At 43.9% G+C, this 18,943-nt stretch carries 13 protein-coding genes; 7 read left to right on the top strand and 6 right to left on the bottom strand.

Annotation, left to right across the window (positions count from 1 at the left end; translation table 11 throughout):
* Positions 1-227: 227 nt before the first annotated feature.
* On the top strand, positions 228-1,502 hold the full coding sequence (locus tag C9I89_RS07290) for a MipA/OmpV family protein (RefSeq protein WP_245905431.1): 1,275 nt from the start codon (positions 228-230) through the stop codon (positions 1,500-1,502).
* Between the two features lie 300 nt (positions 1,503-1,802).
* Here the strand turns inward: C9I89_RS07290 and C9I89_RS07285 are convergent, their stop codons facing one another.
* The 5 genes from C9I89_RS07285 to C9I89_RS07265 form a co-directional block, all read right to left on the bottom strand.
* Entirely contained in the window at positions 1,803-2,396 is a 594-nt protein-coding gene (locus C9I89_RS07285; RefSeq protein ID WP_107282682.1) for an FMN-dependent NADH-azoreductase, read from the bottom strand.
* A 343-nt stretch (positions 2,397-2,739) separates the two neighbouring features.
* A complete protein-coding gene (gene rsmF, locus C9I89_RS07280; RefSeq protein ID WP_107282681.1) occupies positions 2,740-4,170 on the bottom strand; it encodes a 16S rRNA (cytosine(1407)-C(5))-methyltransferase RsmF in 1,431 nt (476 codons plus the stop codon).
* Positions 4,171-4,288: 118 nt separating this feature from the next.
* Entirely contained in the window at positions 4,289-6,916 is a 2,628-nt protein-coding gene (locus C9I89_RS07275; protein WP_107282680.1) for a PqiB family protein, read from the bottom strand.
* Positions 6,897-8,093, bottom strand: coding sequence for a paraquat-inducible protein A (locus C9I89_RS07270; RefSeq protein WP_107282679.1), 1,197 nt, complete (start codon positions 8,091-8,093; stop codon positions 6,897-6,899). Before C9I89_RS07270 ends, C9I89_RS07275 begins: the two co-directional genes overlap by 20 nt.
* Before the next feature lie 116 nt (positions 8,094-8,209).
* A complete protein-coding gene (locus C9I89_RS07265; RefSeq protein WP_245905425.1) occupies positions 8,210-10,030 on the bottom strand; it encodes an ABC transporter ATP-binding protein in 1,821 nt (606 codons plus the stop codon).
* A gap of 77 nt (positions 10,031-10,107) precedes the next feature.
* On the opposite strand from C9I89_RS07265, the gene C9I89_RS07260 reads away from it, so the two are divergent.
* The 4 genes from C9I89_RS07260 to C9I89_RS07245 all read left to right on the top strand — a co-directional run bounded on the left by C9I89_RS07260 (position 10,108) and on the right by C9I89_RS07245 (position 14,289).
* The gene (locus C9I89_RS07260) at positions 10,108-10,566 is read left to right on the top strand and encodes a GAF domain-containing protein (protein WP_107282678.1); all 459 of its coding nucleotides are present in this window, start codon (positions 10,108-10,110) and stop codon (positions 10,564-10,566) included.
* A 110-nt stretch (positions 10,567-10,676) separates the two neighbouring features.
* Positions 10,677-11,321, top strand: coding sequence for an RNA chaperone ProQ (gene proQ / locus C9I89_RS07255; protein ID WP_107282677.1), 645 nt, complete (start codon positions 10,677-10,679; stop codon positions 11,319-11,321).
* 17 nt (positions 11,322-11,338) lie between these two features.
* On the top strand, positions 11,339-13,339 hold the full coding sequence (gene prc, locus C9I89_RS07250) for a carboxy terminal-processing peptidase (protein ID WP_107282676.1): 2,001 nt from the start codon (positions 11,339-11,341) through the stop codon (positions 13,337-13,339).
* A 287-nt stretch (positions 13,340-13,626) separates the two neighbouring features.
* Entirely contained in the window at positions 13,627-14,289 is a 663-nt protein-coding gene (locus C9I89_RS07245) for a lipocalin family protein (protein ID WP_107282675.1), read from the top strand.
* 66 nt (positions 14,290-14,355) lie between these two features.
* Here C9I89_RS07245 and pncB read toward each other — a convergent pair whose 3' ends face one another.
* Positions 14,356-15,585 carry a nicotinate phosphoribosyltransferase gene (gene pncB / locus C9I89_RS07240; protein ID WP_107282674.1) on the bottom strand — a complete coding sequence of 410 codons (1,230 nt, stop codon included), beginning with the start codon at positions 15,583-15,585 and terminating at the stop codon, positions 14,356-14,358.
* A 249-nt stretch (positions 15,586-15,834) separates the two neighbouring features.
* On the opposite strand from pncB, the gene pepN reads away from it, so the two are divergent.
* Both pepN and C9I89_RS07230 read left to right on the top strand, forming a co-directional pair.
* Positions 15,835-18,474, top strand: coding sequence for an aminopeptidase N (gene pepN / locus C9I89_RS07235; protein WP_107282673.1), 2,640 nt, complete (start codon positions 15,835-15,837; stop codon positions 18,472-18,474).
* 126 nt (positions 18,475-18,600) lie between these two features.
* Positions 18,601-18,822, top strand: coding sequence for a DUF2835 domain-containing protein (locus C9I89_RS07230; RefSeq protein WP_107282672.1), 222 nt, complete (start codon positions 18,601-18,603; stop codon positions 18,820-18,822).
* Positions 18,823-18,943 lie beyond the last annotated feature (121 nt).

The following is an 18,943-nucleotide window of genomic DNA, read 5'->3' as shown; positions in this document are numbered from 1 at the left end:
ACCACAGAAACAAAGCCCGATAGCGTTCGGGCTTTTTTTTTTTCTTTTTTACTGCCACGAACTATAAATAATTGCAGCTATTGTTACTATTTAGCGGAATTTGCTCATATTGAGGAGGTCGTCTTTTGTTGAAAATCTTGTCCTGTTTTGTTTTGTTATTACCTTCACTGACGCTGGCGAACCCAAGTGAGGGGCTTGCTGAACAACTGCTTTCAGAAAGCCATGAAATAAAAAGTGGTTTCATTTCTGTTGAAGAGTTGCGACAGCAGAGAGCAGAAGAGCAAGACTGGGGAATTGCGGCTGTGATCCGGCATGCGGAAATTCCTTATGCCGTAGATTCTGACCTTGAAGACAATACCGTAACGACCTTTGTCCCGATGATATTTTACAGAGGGGAGCGTTTTTTCATTAACGGAACCGAAGGCGGTTTAAATCTTTACCGTCAGGATGACTGGGAAGTTAATGCATTATTACGCCTGCATTTTATTGATATTCCTTCTTCATATCAAAATCAGATCGGTGGCGACAGCGGAGATGGTGGCCTTCAGCTAAAGTTCCAGCTTGATGATAGCCTGTATAGCGAGCTGGACTTCATGTTCGACCCTGATATGAGGTTCCACTCCGTTGCGACGGTGGGGGGGCGATACAAGAATGGCAACTGGCTAGTTCATCCGAAAGCATCATTGATTTGGAAAGAATCGGATTACAACAGCTACTATTATGGCTTGAACCGAGAAACGATTGATAGCGGAATATCCCTAAGGCTTGGGGCTAATGCTCGATATCATGTAGCTTCGAATCTCTACCTGCTTGGTGGTGCGTATGCCACACGCTTTGATAGCAATGTTCGTCATTCCGCGACGGTTGATACTGACTGGCAAGGCGAGCTCTATGCCGGATTTGGATTCTTCCGGGATGACAGCAAACCGAAGAAGTCATCGTTAAGACAGAAATCTTACTGGCGATTGGCACATGGTTGGGCGACGCCGTCAAATATTGGCGAAATTTTCTCTGGCAATCGAGTTAAAGATGAATTTGATAACAAGCTTACATCCGTTTTTTATGGTCACCCTTTAACGGATGAGCTGTTCGGTCTGCCGTTAGATATTTATTTAACCCCTGGCTTTGTATGGCATTGGCATTCTGAGGTTCAGAGTTCTTCTCAGGAATATGTTGTTGCGGTTAAAGCGTACTATACGTTTAACTGGCCCGTTGAGTGGCGATTTGGGGTGGCGGAAGGTTTATCGTATATCAATAATATTACCTATATTGAACAGATTGAGATGGATCGAAAAGAATACGAGCCAAGTAATTTGCTGAATTATCTGGATTTTTCATTTGATGTTAACGTAGGTGATTTGTTAAAGCAAAAATCAATGGATGGGGTATGGCTTGGCTACAGCTTGCATCATCGTTCTGCCATTTTTGAGAGTGCATCTCAGTTTGGCCGTATCAAAGGAGGCAGTAACTATAATACGGTTTATCTGCAGTTTGATTTTTAACGGCTCAATTTATTCAGCGCTTAACAGACTATTTTAGAGACTCGTACCTTGACTCATTAATTATGATAGATGGAAATAGTCGAAGTCCGTCATCCCAGAAACCGCCAAACACTGAACTTGCAGGCTTTCTCAAGACTCACCTGGCGGTTATCAGGGATCCATCATGCACGGAAGTTTCAGTGGACTGTGGATCCCCGATAATCGCTACTTTAAATCCAATTGATAAGAAATAATCAGCTCAATCAATCATAATTAATGAGTCAAGGTACCAGCAGGAATGTCCATTTTTTGTCTGGGATACTAAACGGTTAGTTGCTCAATGGCTGATTTAGCTTCAGAAATGCCTTTGGCCGCCATCTCATCTCCCATACTCAGGGCTTCACCATAGATCACGTCAACATCAGTCATCCCGACGAAACCTAGAATAGTCTTCAGATATGGCACCATCAGATCGGTTGGACCGTTTTTGTGCATGCCACCACGCGTGGTAACGACAATCACTTTTTTACCTTCAATTAAGCCTACAGGGCCATTTTCAGTATATCTGAAGGTTACTCCTGCACGCGCAATAATATCAAACCAGTTTTTTAGCTGAGTCGGAACAGAGAAATTGTACATAGGTGCTGCAATCACAACGGTATCGCTGTTCTTTAGCTCTTCAATCAATTGATCAGAAATAGCGACTGCTTCTTGCTGACGTTGGTTAAGGTTATCGCCACCACGAAGTGCACCGGCAATTTCACCATCTAAGACAGGGATTGGATTTGCCGCTAAATCACGTTCAACAACAGAGCTGACTTTATCTCCCCATGAGGCAATTAAGTGGTCAATTAGGCCATTTGATTGAGAGTAGTCACCTAGAATGCTTGATTTTAGTACCAGTACATTAGACATAATGTGTTCCTTAATCGGTATTGGGGGGCATTTGCTGTGGGAGTAACTATAAGAAGCTTGATGCTATGAAGATAGCGGAAAAAACTGTGTGACTTGTTCGATAAAATCGAATGAAGGTTTGGTATGGTTTAGTTTTTACAAATCAATTGGTTGAATAATATGCATTGTGAGTGTATGGCTGGAGCAGGGTAAAAAATAGCCCGAAACGACTCCTGTTTCGGGCTTAGGGGAATGGCTCGTGAGAGCCTTGCGCTAACTGGTTAGTAAATGGAGATCAATTACACTATCAATGTTAGTTCAAACAGCATAATTTGCCAGTATTACTAATAAGAAGTATTAAGACTTAGATATCAAATAAATTGGTATCTCTTACCAGTTCTCGCGGCAGGCCATTTTTGATTCGATTGCTGACCCATTTCCCGATACCAATAGGGTAATCGCGATAAGTTACAATGATCTCTCCCTTGCCTGGTGTCTGTTCCGGGCGAATATCTCGTCCCATAAACCACTCTTTAGCTTGTTCTGCTGTAAGGGCAAGAGAGACCTTTTCATCCCCCTTTGCTAACGCCATGATGGCTTCGTGTTGCCAGCGATAGCCTTTTTTGTGCTGTTCTGCCAATTTGATGCCCATGCGCTGGAATCTGATCTCAGTGAGCAACGGACGAAGCTGAGAAGGGAACAACCATACTTCTTTATCACGTAGCCATATTTCACTCTCAGATGGCAAAGTGATATCCAGAGTGGTCTCAAGCTCTTTAGCAATGATCTGTGTATCTTGGTCTGATGCTGGATTAAACGGGAATTTACCTAAGCGCTTTTTCACTTGTGGTGATTCGACTGAAGCATGCTTTCGGATCCGTGCAACAAAGAAACCTTCGCTGTCGAAAATTTGCGGGTAAACGTGCAAAAAGCCTTCCGCGGTACAAGCCTGATCTGCGCCGTCAAACAGATCGTTTAATGGCTCAAATTCAACGGAGTCACCAAAACGGTCTTTCAAGAAATGACAAATGTTTTGGTTTTCACTCAAGTTCAGGGTGCACGTTGAATAGACCATAACGCCACCTGGTTTTAATGCCTGGAATGCGCTTTCAATGAGTTTGCGTTGAACCGCGGCGATGTCTTCAACTGATTCCAGACTCCAGTTAGCCATTGCATCGTCATCTTTACGAATGGCCCCCTCACCGGAACAAGGTGCGTCTAACAAGATGGAATCAAATGACTCTGGTGCCCAGCCGCCGAACACACAACCGTCAAAGTGGGTCAGGGCAACATTGTAAACACCGCAACGCAGAAGGTTTGAATGCAGCACTTTAATGCGACTTGCGGCTAATTCATTGGCGACCAGCGCCCCGCGGTTTTGCATAGCACAGGCAATTTGAGTGGTCTTAGATCCCGGTGCAGATGCCATGTCTAATACACAATCGAGTGCATCATTGTCTTTTAATAAGGCGGTAACCGGCATCATTGAGCTGGCTTCCTGGATATAAAAAAGCCCGGCCATATGTTCCGCGGTATTGCCAAGAGATACTGATTCCTCATCTTCACGCTCAATCCAAAAACCAGTTTCACACCAGGGTACAGGCGTTAAGGTCCAGTTTTTGTCGGCCACACGTTCAAGAAAATCGGTTACACTGATTTTCAACGTATTGACACGAATACTACGACGCAAAGGGGTTTTGCAAGACGCAATGAAGTCATCCATGCTCAGGTGATCAGGCATGATTTTGCGGATCTGTTCAATAAACGCGTCAGGAATATAGATGTTAGGGTGCAAGGGAGTATCTCGTTTAACTAGCAGTAGAGCGAGAGTCTATACCAATATTTATTATTAATCGATCAATAAAAAGGAGCCACAATGTGCTCCTTTTCAGTGCTATACCGGACCAGTTGATTTAGTTACTGGGTATCGCGGTACGCCAGGTTTTCCATTCTGGTTTAGCATCTTTATAAAGCAAGAAGTGGCGGTTAGCTTTTGCCCGCGGCGACAGTGGCTGTTTTTCAGGTGTTGCAAAGGCAATCCCGCCTCGCAGCATACTATCAACCGTACCGGTCTGAATGTTGGCACCGGTTAATCCAATTGTTACATCAAGTCCTGATGCATTCCAGAACACAGTATCAGTACGGACCAGGTGGCTATATTCCTGCTCAATCTGAGCTTCAATCACCACGCGATCAGCAAGCTCACCCAGTGAGACTTTAACGACCTGGCCAACCTGAATATCACGGTAAAGCAGAGGCGTTCCTTCACTGATTGAATTGCGGTCTTCGCTTTCTAAGATAAACGTCAAACCAGACTTAACCAATTCGGCTGAACCCAATTTAAAGGTTTGGGAATAATGACCGTCACCTGGTGCAACGGCAATGTAAGTACTGAGTAATGAATCTAAATTCTTCGAGCCGGTTAAGCTTAGCTTTGGTTTCACCGCCCAGAAGTAACTACCCGATTTAGCCACCACGTCAGCATACTTGGGGAACAATCGGGCTTTGATGTTGACATTGCCAGTATTGAAATCAGGTTCAATCGCCACCACACTGCCGATGTTTATCCCCTGATAACGGATGTCGGTATTTTCTGATAGCGCACGGGCATCGCTCGCTGTCAGGGTTATTAATAAACCGAAGTTCTGGGCCTCACTGAGGTTAGGGTATAATTTATAACGTGCACCTGCTTTGTTGGCTACGCCTGGCAGATCGTCAAATGCAATACCGCCTTTCATCAATGTGCTGATCGGGGCAGCCTTGACTTTTACTCCAGTTAAACTGGCTTCAACTTCAACCCCGGAACGATTCCAGAAGACGGTGTTTTTCGAGATCAAGTGGCGGTATTTATTCTCTACCTTAATCGAAATGGTGACGCCGTCACGTGTAAGGGCATAACCGGCCACTTCACCAACCGGTAAGTTACGATAAAGAAGGGGGCTGCCTTCTGAGACAGGAGGTAGTTCATCTGCAAAGAGGGTGAAGTTAGCAAAGCCTTTCAGGTTATCAGCCGCAAGCTGAGCGAGGCGCTTATTTTTGTACAAAGGATAAGTTGTCTGGATTTGCTGTTTACCTGAGGAGGTAAAGCTGATGCCATTACTGATCAGTTGGTCGGCTGGTGGCAGTGATACATCAACGCCTTGTGCGCTGATATTCGCTTCAATCCCACCATCAATATAGAAGCGGCTATTTGACCGAACTAGTGCAGTGTATTCCGGCTGCACGATAACATCAAAACGAACCCTCTCACCGTCAAACAAGACTTTTTTAACTCGGCCCACATCTAGGCCGCGATGTTTAAGTTTTGCGCCGCGTTTAATGCCAAAGCTGTTTTCCGCGAACAGTGAGAATGTGGCGATACCGGGCTGTTTCTCTTGTAGACTCTCTTGCGTAATCGCTTTGAATTTCCGAGATTGTTCGCCTTCTCCCGGGATCAGGGTGAGGAAATTGCCGCGGATTAAGTTGCTGATGTTCTTCAGACCATTTAACGAGACTGCTGCTTCTTCAAGTAGCATGCTCGAACCTGCCGTCAGTAAATCACTCATACTCGGTTCAATCGCAGCATGAGCAATAACTTTATTGCGTTCTTTATCTAAACGTAAATCAGAAATCTGGCCGATTTGCAGGCCACGGTAAATGATAGGGGCACCGCTGGTACTGATGTTATTATCGTCGGGTAACTCGATGGTAATAGCAATACCTCGACCCGCGGTATTCAAATCAGGATATAAGCGGAATAAGTGATTAGGTTCAATCGGCAAACCTTCATCGGGAGAATCGAAAGCGATAGCGCCGGAAATCATCGCCGAAAGGCTTTCAAATTGAACATCCACACCATTAAAGCCAATGTTGGCACTCATACCACTGACATTCCAGAAACGGCTCTTGTTAGTTACCAGATCAGTATATTGAGGCTGAATCAACACATCGATAAGCACACTTTTTTTGTCATTACTGAGGGTATAGTTATAGACTTCGCCGACAGGGATCTTTTTATAGAACACCTGTGAGCCTATACTGATTGAGCCCAGATCGGGGGCACGAAGCTGAACGGTCAGGCCATCACCCAGCGTGGTGTCAGAGGGCTGAGTATCTAATGCAGTAAATTTAGTTCTAAACTCGCCTTCGCCGGGCTGCAGGGCGATATAGTTACCGGAAACCAATGCATCAAGACCTGAAATACCGGTAATTGAAGCTTTAGGTTTGACCAACCAGAAGCGACTGCCATCTTTCAGCGTTTGTACTGCCTCAGGGTAGATATCTGCTTCAACATAAATGCTTTGAAGATCTTCCGACAGATTCACGTCACGTACAATTCCGACTTCCAGCCCCTGATAACGGATCGTTGTTCTGCCCGCAATTAAACCAGCGGCATCGTTAAAGTGGATTTGGATGCGTTCTCCGGCCTCGTTCACCGCTTGAAAAATAAGCCAGCCGGCCAGGACGAGGGCGAGCAGGGGCAGTAACCACAGTGGTGAAAGCCCTCGGTCACGACGAATATCTACCGGTTCTGGTTGTTGGTTATTTTGTCCGTTGTTCATAGTTGTCCCATATCAGACGAGAATCTAAGCTTTCAGCTGCCAGCATCGTTAACACCACCACAACGGCGAAAGCGATGGCACCGGGGCCAGGTGTAAAATCTAAAATTTGTCCGCGATCGATCAGAGCTACCATTAATGAGATGACAAATAGGTCCATGACAGACCATTTTCCGATCCACTGTATGATGCGAAAAATTTTCATACGATAAAGGTGATAAACGCGGCGTTTAAATTGGATGCTCAGTAGGATGTACGCAAGGCCGAGTACTTTTGCCACAGGTACAACGATGCTGGCTACGAAGATGATGATGGCAATACCAGCCATATCATCTCTGATCAGTGATGCGACGCCTGAAAAAATGGTGTCTTCAACCCGTTTACCGTTATTGAAGAATATTGAAATAGGAAAAAGGTTGGCAGGAAAAATAAACACGGCTGCCGCAATCAGGTAGGCCCAGGTTTTCTGTATTGAATGAGGCAGGCGAATGTGCAGCAAATTACCGCAACGTTTACAGTGCGTAGCGTTGGCTTGAGTTAAATGGCATGAATGGCAGTGCGCTTCAAGTTCATTGGCTTTATGGTCGGTTTCTGGCTGCCAGGCTTCCCAGTAACGATTGAGGCTTACGCGGGTGATCAGCAACGACATGAGAACTTGCAGGATCACCAGGCAATACAGCCCCGGTCCAACATAAATATCTGCAATTTCTTGCACTTTGAAACATGCAATCGCCAAACTGACCAGGAAAACATCGAACATTGCCCAATTCTTTAAGTGTTTGATGATCCATAACGAGGATTTGAATAAGCGAAAATGCTTTAACTTTAACCCCAGTTGAGCACTAAAAACTGACAAGCTCACCAGTAAAGGAGCGATCGAGCTGCAGAAAAGAATGAGAGCGGCTACCGCTGGAAAATCCGATGCTAAAGTCAGGGTACCCGACGGGAGGGTAGCCGGGATCATCACGCCAAACAGGCGAATAGTAATAAGCGGGAAGAGGTGTGCCGGAATGAAAAGGATTAAACAGGCGAAAGCAATCGCCAGTTCACTGTTGAAACGGCATTCACCACCGCGATAGAGACGTGTCTTACAACGGGGGCAATACGCACTCAGCCCGCGCGGAGCGACTTGAGGCATAATAGGTAGGTCACAGCCGGGGCAACGTCGAGCTGTAGACATGTTAGTTCAATCCCTTATTGCGCACAAAAATCATCACTATTCTGGTTATTAATCGTTATAAGTCATTATAAATGAACACTATATTATTTTGTGGTCATTCTGGCTACCGCTAGTTGCTATTCAGGCGCAGTTAATGAAGGCTCAGGCGATTGTACGGAACCATATAATGTTTGATAAAGGCCTTTTTCGTTGACCAGCTGGGAATGTGTACCTGTCTGGCTAACCTGGCCATCTTCGAGCACGTATATTAGATCAGCTTGCTTAACCGCAGATAAACGGTGGGCAACTATTAAGGTCGTTTTGTCAGATAAAAACTGGTTTAAAGCCCTATGTAACGCAGCTTCAGTCGCGGTATCTAATGCAGAAGTCGCTTCGTCGAGAATGACAAATTCCGGGTTAGTCAGGATCATCCTTGCGATGGCCAATCGTTGACGCTGTCCACCAGACAAGCGGATGCCCTGGCGTCCAATTTCGGTCTCTAAGCCGTGGGTCAGGCGTTGTGTAACGTCGGAAAGCTGCGCAATCTCAAGGGCTCGCCAAAGTTGCTCATCACTAAAGTCAGCACCCAACGTCAGGTTGTGCCTCAAAGTATCATTAAACAATACGGGGTGTTGCAACACAACGGCCATTTTGTCGCGTAAGGTTTCATAACCTACCTTTTCAATCGGATGACCATTGATATATATGTCACCGTGATCTTTTTGATAGATACCCAGTAATAGCTGGATAAGGGTTGATTTTCCGCCACCAGACGAACCGACCAAAGCGACACGTTTACCCGCCGGAATGGTTAAATTCAGCCCTCTTAATACTTCTTTATCTTCGTCGTAGGCGAAATGGAGTTTTCTGACGTCAATACTCAGCGCTTCGCCTTGTCGGAACGGGTTCTCTGTTGGTACAGGGCGCACTTCTTCCTCAAGCGTCATCAGGCCATTCAAGCGTTGCATTGCTGCTTTGGCACTGTACCATGCGAACTGAATACCCAGTAATTCTTGTACCGGGCCTAGCATAAACCACAGATAGCCAAAAACAGCGAACATTTGCCCGATAGTCAGATCGCTAAAAAGAACCATCAGCATTGCAGCAGCACGGAACAGTTCAAAGCCTAAGAGAAAAAGAAGAAATGAAAGACGTCCGGCTGCTTCTGATTGCCATGCGTATTGATCGGCGTTGTGGCGAATATCACTGGCATTGGATTTAAGCCGGGTAAGAAATTCACGCTCTCGATTAGCTGCCCGAAGCTGGTACAAACCATCTAATGTTTCGACTAAGCGTTGCTGGAACTTTTCAAAAGCCTGATTTTCTTTCTTTTTAAGGTTTTTAACCCGGTTTCCCATCATGCGTGATGCATAAACAACGAGTGGGTTCATCAAAAGAATGAACAAACCAAGTTGCCAGTTAAGCCAAAGCAAAATGGCTGCTGTACCGATGACGGTGAGTAAGCCAATCAAAAAACGACTTAGCGTATCGCCAATGAATTTATCGATTGTTTCGACGTCTGTAATGAGGTGCGACGTAACACCACCACTGCCACGTTCTTCATACTGACGCATACTGATGCGGCCGAGTTTATCGATCAGATGCTTTCGCAGGTTATAAGTAATGTCTTTTGCTACCAGCGTAAACTGACGACTTTGCAGTATATTCAGAGCTTGACTGGAAATTCGCATCAATACAACGAGCAAGAGAACTAACAGGATATAGCTGGCGGGTTGATGAAGCGATTCCGGCAGTAATAAACGCAGAAACTTAACACCATCTGCAGGTTTGCTAAGTAATACCTCATCGACCATCAGAGGCATAAGTAATGGAATAGGTACGCTGATCAATGCAGCGATGAGAGCAATAATATTAGCGATAACTAATCTTGGCTGATGACGTTTTGCTTGCTTTAAAAGCCAAGGCCAGTTAATTATCTGATTTGAAATACCTTTCACGGTGATAATGATTCCTATTACCAGTTGGATTTATTAGTTTAATGGCAATAAACGGCAACAAATATAGAGAGTAAGCCATGGAAAATAAAAACGCTTTTTATAAAAGACTGACTCAACAGGCTATTGCTCTGATCGATGGAGAGCCGGATGTTATTGCTAATATCTCTAATATTAGTGCGTTACTCTACATGGAGTTAGAAGATATTAACTGGGCAGGCTTCTATTTATTAAAAGATGGGCAGTTAGTACTCGGCCCGTTCCAGGGGAAACCGGCCTGCGTGCGTATACCTGTAGGGCGCGGCGTTTGTGGTAGCGCGATAGCCGAAAACAGAGTGCTGCGTGTCAGGGATGTACATCAGTTTGAAGGTCATATAGCCTGTGATGCGGTAAGTAATTCTGAAATCGTTATTCCAGTCACGGTGAAAGGCGAACTGTTTGGCGTATTGGATATTGATAGCCCAACTGTATCAAGATTTGACCAAAATGATGAAGATGGTTTAGTTTCTTTTGTTGAAGAACTACAAAAAAGACTCTAATTGTATGCTTTCGGTGGTTTTTCAGCGTTAGGTAACTATAATAGCGACACTATTTCTTTTTGATCACAGTACAAACAGCGAGGTTACCTCGTTTGATGTCAGGAAACTCCATGGAAAACTCTGAAAAGTTAACGAACAGTAAAGAAGTTATTGCATACATTGCTGAGCGTTTCCCAAAATGTTTTACTATTGAAGGTGAAGCGAAGCCACTTAAGATTGGTATCTTCCAAGATCTCGCAGCGCGTTTGAATGAAGATCCTAAAATCAGTAAAACACAATTACGTACAGCTTTACGTCAATATACATCTTCCTGGCGTTACCTTCATGGTGTAAAAGCCGGTGTAAGCCGTGTTGACCTAGATGGCAATGAATGTGGTGTGTTAGAGCAAGAACACGTTGACCACGCACAAAAAGCACTGGAAGAAAGTAAAGCCAAAGTTCGCGCTCGTCGTAAAGAGCAGGCAGTGGCTAAAGCTGCAGCGAATAAAGAAGGTGAAGCAAAAGCGGATAAAAATAGTACAAAATCGCTTAAACCTAAGAAGACTAAACCAAATACGTCTAAGCTAAATAAAAAGCCTGCTGAAATCACCCGTGCTCTTACTGCTGATGAAGTGAAAGTTGGCAACGACGTTCGTGTCAACATGGGTAACGGGAACATGCCGGCTACTATCGTTGAAATTAATAAGGACGATGTGCGTGTTCGTTTGACCAACGGTTTAACCATGGTTGTAAAAATGGAGCACCTGCGTTCGTAAAGGAGAATGCTCGACGCATGAACTGTCGATTCCGTTTCTCACTGATCGCTGCCGGCATGATGCTGGCAGCCTCAGCGCAAGCCCTAGAGGCTAAATATTCATTAAGTGACTTGCCGCAGCTTGCGCCCGAAAAGCAGCATGCAACAGCAAGCAAAAGGATAGCTTCGCGGTATACACGGTCGCATTACAAGCAATTCTCTCTTGATGATCAATTCTCTGCTGACATTTTTGATCGCTATATCGAAATGTTGGACTTTAATAAGAGCTTCCTAACCGCAGCCGATATTAAGCAATTTGAAAAATGGCAAACCCAGCTGGATGATCAACTTAAAAGGGGAGATACCTCTGGCGCCTTTGATATTTTTAATAAACTGCTACAACGTCGATTTGACCGCTATCAGTACGCGTTAAGCTTGCTTGATAACGAAATTACCTTCGGTCAGCCGGATGATTTTATTATTGACCGCTCTGAACTTGCCTGGGCAAAAGATCGTAATGAATTAAATGAGATCTGGCGCCAGCGTGTTAAGTATGATGCGCTAAACCTGAAGTTGACGGGTAAAGAGTGGAGTGAAATTAAAGAAACATTGGCTAGACGCTATAACAACGCGTTAAAGCGCTTAACTCAGACTCACAGTGAAGACGTATTTCAAATCTACATGAATGCATTTTCCCGTGAGGTTGATCCGCATACGAGCTATCTGTCACCACGAAATGCTGAACAGTTCCAGGCCGAGATGAATTTGTCTCTGGAAGGAATTGGTGCAGTGCTTCAAGTCGTTGATGAATATACTGTGATTCGTTCTTTGGTTGCAGGTGGACCCGCATCGGCGTCTAAGAAATTGACCGCTGGCGACAGAATTGTCGGTGTTGCACAAGATGGTGAAGAGGTTGTTGATGTTGTTGGCTGGCGTCTTGATGACGTTGTTCAATTGATCAAGGGTCCTAAAGGCAGTAAAGTTAAGCTTCAGATCCTGCCTGAAGGTACGAACAAGAAAAGTTACGATGTAACTATTGTTCGCGACAAGATCCGTCTTGAAGATAGGGCAGCGAAATCGTCTGTGAAGAGGGCCCAAGGTAAGAAAATAGGTGTTATTGAAGTACCTAGTTTCTATGTAGGGCTGTCTGAAGATACGAAAAAAGAGATTGCCAAACTTAATGAAGATCAGGTCGACGGCATTGTTATTGATTTACGTAACAATGGTGGTGGTGCGTTAACGGAAGCGACTGCATTAACCGGTTTGTTCATTAATAGTGGACCCGTAGTTCAGGTTCGTGATAGTTATGGTCGTGTCAAAGTCAATGGCGATTCCGATGACCGCGTCTATTTTGATAGCCCATTAACCGTGCTTATCAATCGATACAGTGCATCGGCATCTGAAATTTTTGCCGCAGCGATGCAGGATTATGGTCGTGCTGTCGTGCTAGGCGAGCAGTCTTTTGGTAAAGGCACTGTTCAGCAGCACCGTTCACTGAATCATATTTACGATCTGTTTGATCAACCTTTAGGTCACGTGCAATATACCATTCAAAAGTTCTATCGTATCAATGGCGGTAGTACTCAGAATTTAGGTGTCGTGCCTGATATTGCCTTCCCGACTGCAATTGATCCTGCTGAAACGGGAGAGAGCGTTGAAGATAATGCATTACCATGGGATAGCATTAAACCTGCTAGTTACCAGAAAGTGTATAACTATTCAGCAGTTCTGCCTCCTCTGATAGAGAAGCATGATAAACGTATCAACAATGATATGGAATTCCGCTTTATTCTTGATGATATTGAAAAGTATAAAGTTGAAAAAGATATTAACCAGATATCACTGAGTGAGAAGCAGCGTATTGCTGAGCAAGAGAAAGAAGATCGTGAACGCTTGACTCGTTTGAACAAACGTCAAAAAGCGTTAGGTAAGAAGTCTTTTGCTTCTCTAGATGATGTGCCAAAAGATTATGAATCACCAGATGCTTACCTTAATGAAGCGGTAGCAATTACAGCGGATTTAGTCAGAGCGCAAAGTTAATTCTTTGAATCGACATATCAATCAGAAACGGCATCTTTTCAGGATGCCATTTTTTTGTTGTGTTCACCTTACTTATCCTTATTGGAATTCAAGCTATTTGAAATCGCGCTAGGTGGGTAGAGATTAAATAGAATTAGCAATATATCAATCAGATAGTTATGTTGATTGGTATTACTCTTAAGACAATGGCATTTCAATCTGTGATTGAAGTCATCTTTTAATGCAAAAGAAAGCATTGCAGACTAGGGTTTATATAGGACCTTGTGTGTTGTCTCGGGAGCAGTGCTATGTATAAGTCTCTATTGGTTGCGATTACACTTTACTTAAGCACCTTTAGTTGCCCTTTGTTTGCAGATGATCTTACTGAGTTTGATTACCCTTTACTTCTCGGTGACTGGTATTGGTTCAGTACGGCAGAAGAAGGTGTCGAAAGTGAGGGGGCGAACTATCGCGCCATGAATATAAAATTTAAGTCATCTTATAATTTTGTAATTCGTTTACTGCGAGTTGATGGCACTGTTGATGAGTGGGATGGTAAGTACGACATTGATGAAACTAATATCAACTTCTTGGCAAAAGGGCAAGATGAACAGCAACATAGTTATATGCTGAGTTACAACCAGTTTATTTTGGATGGAGCAAGGTTTACTAAACTAGCACCTGATAATTTGCCTGGCGAATGGCGTTCTTCTAATATTTCAGGAAATGATGTCGGTGAGGGGATAGAGCAGTTATCCATTTCACTACGCCCTGACTTTTTATTTTCAGCTGAAGTTTCTAATTCCGATGGAAAGAAAAAAGAGCACCGTGGTATTTATTATCTCGAAGGTGATCAGATTGTTTTGATATATGAAGATGGTCAACAAGAAAGTCAATTCCTTTTGGGTACAGATACCCTGACATTAACCAATAAACAGTTTGGTATGAAAGCAACTTTTCAAAGAGAATAATAGATACGTGATAATTAAGTTAGCTTAGTAAAAAGGCTTATCAAGAATAAGCCTTTTTAATAGTAATTACATACATGTTGAACGATGATGCGCAATTTTGAATGCCTGACAAAGCTGATGCAAATAAGCTTCATCGCGACATATACTTTTACCCGGCTCATCCGAAATTTTTGCCACTGGTCGGCCTTCACATTCCGTTAGTTTTAATACGATATTCAATGTGTCGATGCCGGGTAAATCACAGGTTAACTGAGTACCAACGCCAAAACTGACATTGATACGATGTACAAAGTGCTTGTAAATATTCAGCGCTTTGTCCAAGGTTAAACTATCTGAGAAAATCAGCGTTTTAGTTTTTGGATCAATTCCGAGCGATTCATAATGCTGGATTGCTTTCTCGCCCCAAGATATTGGATCAGCACTATCATGACGCAGACCAACAAAACGTTTTGACAAGCGGAGGTCGAAATCACGCAGAAAAGCATCCATATTGATACAGTCGGTGAGGGCAATACCTAACGAATCTGGGTATTCCTGAAGCCAGCGATTCAGCGCCAGTTGTTGTGAATCTGCCAGTTCACCGGCTAATTGCTGGTGCGCCTGGAACCATTCATGCGCCTGGGTGCCAAATGGTGTCAGACCGCGAGTACGGGCTAAATGGTAGTTAGAAGTGCCTTTAAATTCAGGCATATTAGCGACTAAATAGTCGACAACCTGGTGATGTACGTCTTTTGAAAAACGACGACGAGTACCAAAATCGACTAATGAAAATTGACTTAAGTCTACTGCTTCCTCGTTATGAGAAGCTTGAGCATTTTGGTAAAAACGTTCAATTTTTGTTTTTAACTGACCAATAGCATCATCTGCAGTTGCTTGCGGATAGCGTTGAGTTGCGCGTATTTCACAGATGATGGCAAGCAGAGGCACTTCCCAGAGTATAATATCAATCCATTTCCCTGTGATTTTAATTGCTAATTGGTCACCTGAGTCGTCAACTTCTACCTGCGCACTGTTTAGCGAGAATGTTTTCAAGTAGTTGAGATAGTCAGGTTGGAAGAAAGAAAGCGTTGATAAATATTCCAGCTCTTCGTCAGAGAAGGCTAATGCTGAAACTTGTGCAATTTGCGCTTGGATTTCTTTGCAGTAAGGACGGAGGTCTTCTTGGCTTCGGCAATGAAACTCCGCAACCGCCTCTATATTTGGGTATTGATGGAAAATCGCTTGCTGCATATGCAGCTTATACGCATCGGTATCAAGCAGGGAGTCGATAACCCCAATGTGTCCTGTGTTATTCATATCTAGTGCTGTTGTTTTTCGCAATCCAGAAAGTTTACATTATTTTCATCCTGATTTGGCTTAAATCATTCAAATCAGCAAAAAAATATGGGCTATTCACTAAATCCTAACCTTGAAAACAACAAGATTGTTCACAATATGATATAAATTCTTGTTTGATGGCTAAAAAGCCAGAATAATACAAGTATCGTGTCAGCCGTTTATGATGGGCAATACCTTGCTCTGGCGGATAACAAAGGAACAGAAACAATGGCAGAACAGTCTACAGCAGAGCAATCTACAGTCACACAACCAACAGCCAAATACAGAGCCAACTATCGCGCTCCTGATTACACTATTACTGATATCGCACTTGAATTTGATCTTCATGATACTGAAACTCATGTTGTTGCCGTCAGTCAGGTTAAACGACTGGCCGAGACTGATGAAGATCTTGTGCTGGATGGCGATGGTCTGAATCTGGAACGTATTGAAGTGAATGGCAAGGCATGGTCAGATTATGACGAAGCTGAAGCATCACTGACTTTGCGTGGACTACCTGCTGAATTTGAGTTGACCATTGAAACGAAAATCAATCCTGAAGCAAATACGCTTCTGGAAGGATTATATAAGTCGGGTGGTGGGTTCTGTACCCAGTGTGAAGCCGAAGGCTTCCGCCGTATTACTTTCTATCTAGATCGCCCGGATGTACTGGCTCGCTTTACAACTAAAGTCATTGCCGACAAAGCGCAATTTCCTTACCTACTGAGCAATGGTAACCGCATTGATTCTGGTGATCTGGACAATGGTCGCCATTGGGTGCAATGGCAAGACCCTTTCCCGAAACCGAGCTACCTGTTTGCTCTTGTTGCCGGTGACTTCGATGTACTTCGTGATAAATACACTACCATGAGCGGTCGTAACGTTGAACTTGAGATCTTTGTTGATAAGGGAAATCTTGATCGCGCTGATTATGCCATGACATCGTTGATTAATTCGATGAAGTGGGATGAAGACCGTTTTGGCCTGGAATATGACCTTGATATTTATATGATCGTTGCCGTCGATTTTTTCAATATGGGGGCGATGGAAAACAAAGGTCTTAATGTATTCAACTCTAAGTTCGTGCTGGCGAACTCAAAGACTGCGACGGATACTGACTACCAAGGAATCGAAGCGGTCATCGGCCACGAATATTTCCATAACTGGACGGGTAACCGAGTAACGTGTCGTGACTGGTTCCAGTTAAGCCTGAAAGAAGGTCTAACAGTATTCCGCGATCAAGAATTCTCATCTGATCTGGGTTCCCGTGCTGTTAACCGCATCAACAATGTTCGTATTGTTCGAGGTCCGCAGTTTGCTGAAGATCGTGGTCCAATGTCCCATCCAATCCGTCCGGAAAAAGTGATTGAGATGAATAACTTCTATACTCTGACCGTGTATGAAAAGGGTAGTGAAGTGATTCGGATGATGCATACCTTGCTTGGCGAAGATAAATTTCAGGCGGGTATGAAATTGTACTTTGAGCGTCACGATGGAACTGCCGCAACCTGTGATGATTTCGTACAAGCGATGGAAGACGCATCAGGTATTGATTTAACGCTGTTCCGTCGTTGGTACAGTCAATCTGGTACCCCAGTTGTTAAAGTGACGACAGACTTTGATGTAGAACAAAAGTGTTACCGTGTCACAGTTCAGCAGCAAACTGAACCGACAGCAGGGCAGGAAGAGAAACTTCCGCTGCATATTCCGCTTGATATCGAGCTGTATGATAGCCTGGGTAATCCGATCGGGTTACAGTGTAACGGAGAGCCGGTAAAAAACTTGCTGGATGTCACAGCCAGCGAGCAGATTTTTGAATTTACGAACGTTCATGAAAAGCCCGTGATCTCATTGCTACGTGAATTCTCTGCCCCGGTCATTCTTGAATATAATTATTCAGATGAAGAGCTGGTCTTCCTGATGGTGCATGCACGTAATGAATTTGCCCGTTGGGATGCTGGTCAGATATTACTGGCTAAATATATCCGTAATAATGTTGAACGTGTTCAGAAGGGCGGATCTATTGATTTTCCAGCTTCTGTCGTAGATGCTTTCCGCGGTGCATTACTGGATGAGAAACTGGATCCTGCATTTATTGCAGAGATGCTGACATTGCCAAGTGAGAACGAGATAGCTGGCTGGTACAAAACAGTTGATGTTGATGCGATTAACATTGTAGTCGGTCAGATCGAGAAGATCTTAGCGACTGAAATGGAAGATGAGTTTACCGCTATCTACCATTCATTAGCGCAAGCTGAATACAATACCTCTCATGAAGCGATGGCTAAACGCGCATTGCGTAACTGTTGTTTAGGTTATCTGGCTTACACTGAAGCAGGCAATCAGTTAGTGACAGAGCAATACAACCACTCTGATAACATGACCGATACAATGGCGGCGATGTCAGCGGCGAATGATGCTCAACTGGTATGTCGCGAATCACAAATGGCTGATTTTAGTGATAAATGGACGCATGATGGTCTGGTGATGGATAAGTGGTTTATCCTGCAAGGTAAAAATCCGGTTGAAAACTCACTTGAGAAAGTTCGTCAAACCATGACGCATCCAGCGTTTGATTTGAAAAACCCTAACCGTACTCGCAGCCTGGTCGCAAGTTTTTGCGCGAATAACCCTGTTCGTTTCCATGCTAAAGACGGTAGTGGCTACCAGTTCTTGTCGGAAATTCTGACAGAGCTGAACAGCAGTAATCCACAAGTTGCTTCTCGTTTGATTGAACCATTTCTGAAGTATCGCCAATATGACGTGCAGCGTCAGGCATTGATGCGTACAGAGCTGGAAAAACTTGCGAAGCTGGATAATCTGGCAAAAGATCTGTTCGAGAAAGTGCAGAAAGCACTAGATCAGTAATATCTACACAATTATTGATAGAGCCTCTAATTTAGAGGCTCTATTTAGTTTCGAGTTTCTAGTAAAGCGTATCGAGAAATGCGTTCTTTGATCTAGCTACTCGCCACTCTAAACTATCGTACTCCTATGACAACCTACACATTCTCACTCAACATCACCTATCAATCTTTTCTTAATCACTATTCAGGAGCAGCCAGTACCGTAATAGTGGTGACCGATCATGGTCTGAAGCTACAGCTTCCCGCCTCGCGCTTTCGTCCCTTTTTGAGTCAGTTGGGGGTAAAAGGATATTTTCGGGTTGTCGTAAACCATCAGAATAAAATCGAAATCATCGAAAGAGTTGCATAATAAAGGGTGGATGACAGAGAGTGATACGGTAAATATATCGCTCTAGGAGCAGGTGAGCACAACGTTACGACGTTGATTACTTGATAACCATCATTCATATTATTGCCAGATAGAACAACCA

Source organism: Photobacterium lipolyticum (assembly GCF_003026475.1).
Lineage (GTDB): Bacteria > Pseudomonadota > Gammaproteobacteria > Enterobacterales > Vibrionaceae > Photobacterium > Photobacterium lipolyticum.
This window is presented reverse-complemented; position numbering and strand designations above follow the sequence as displayed.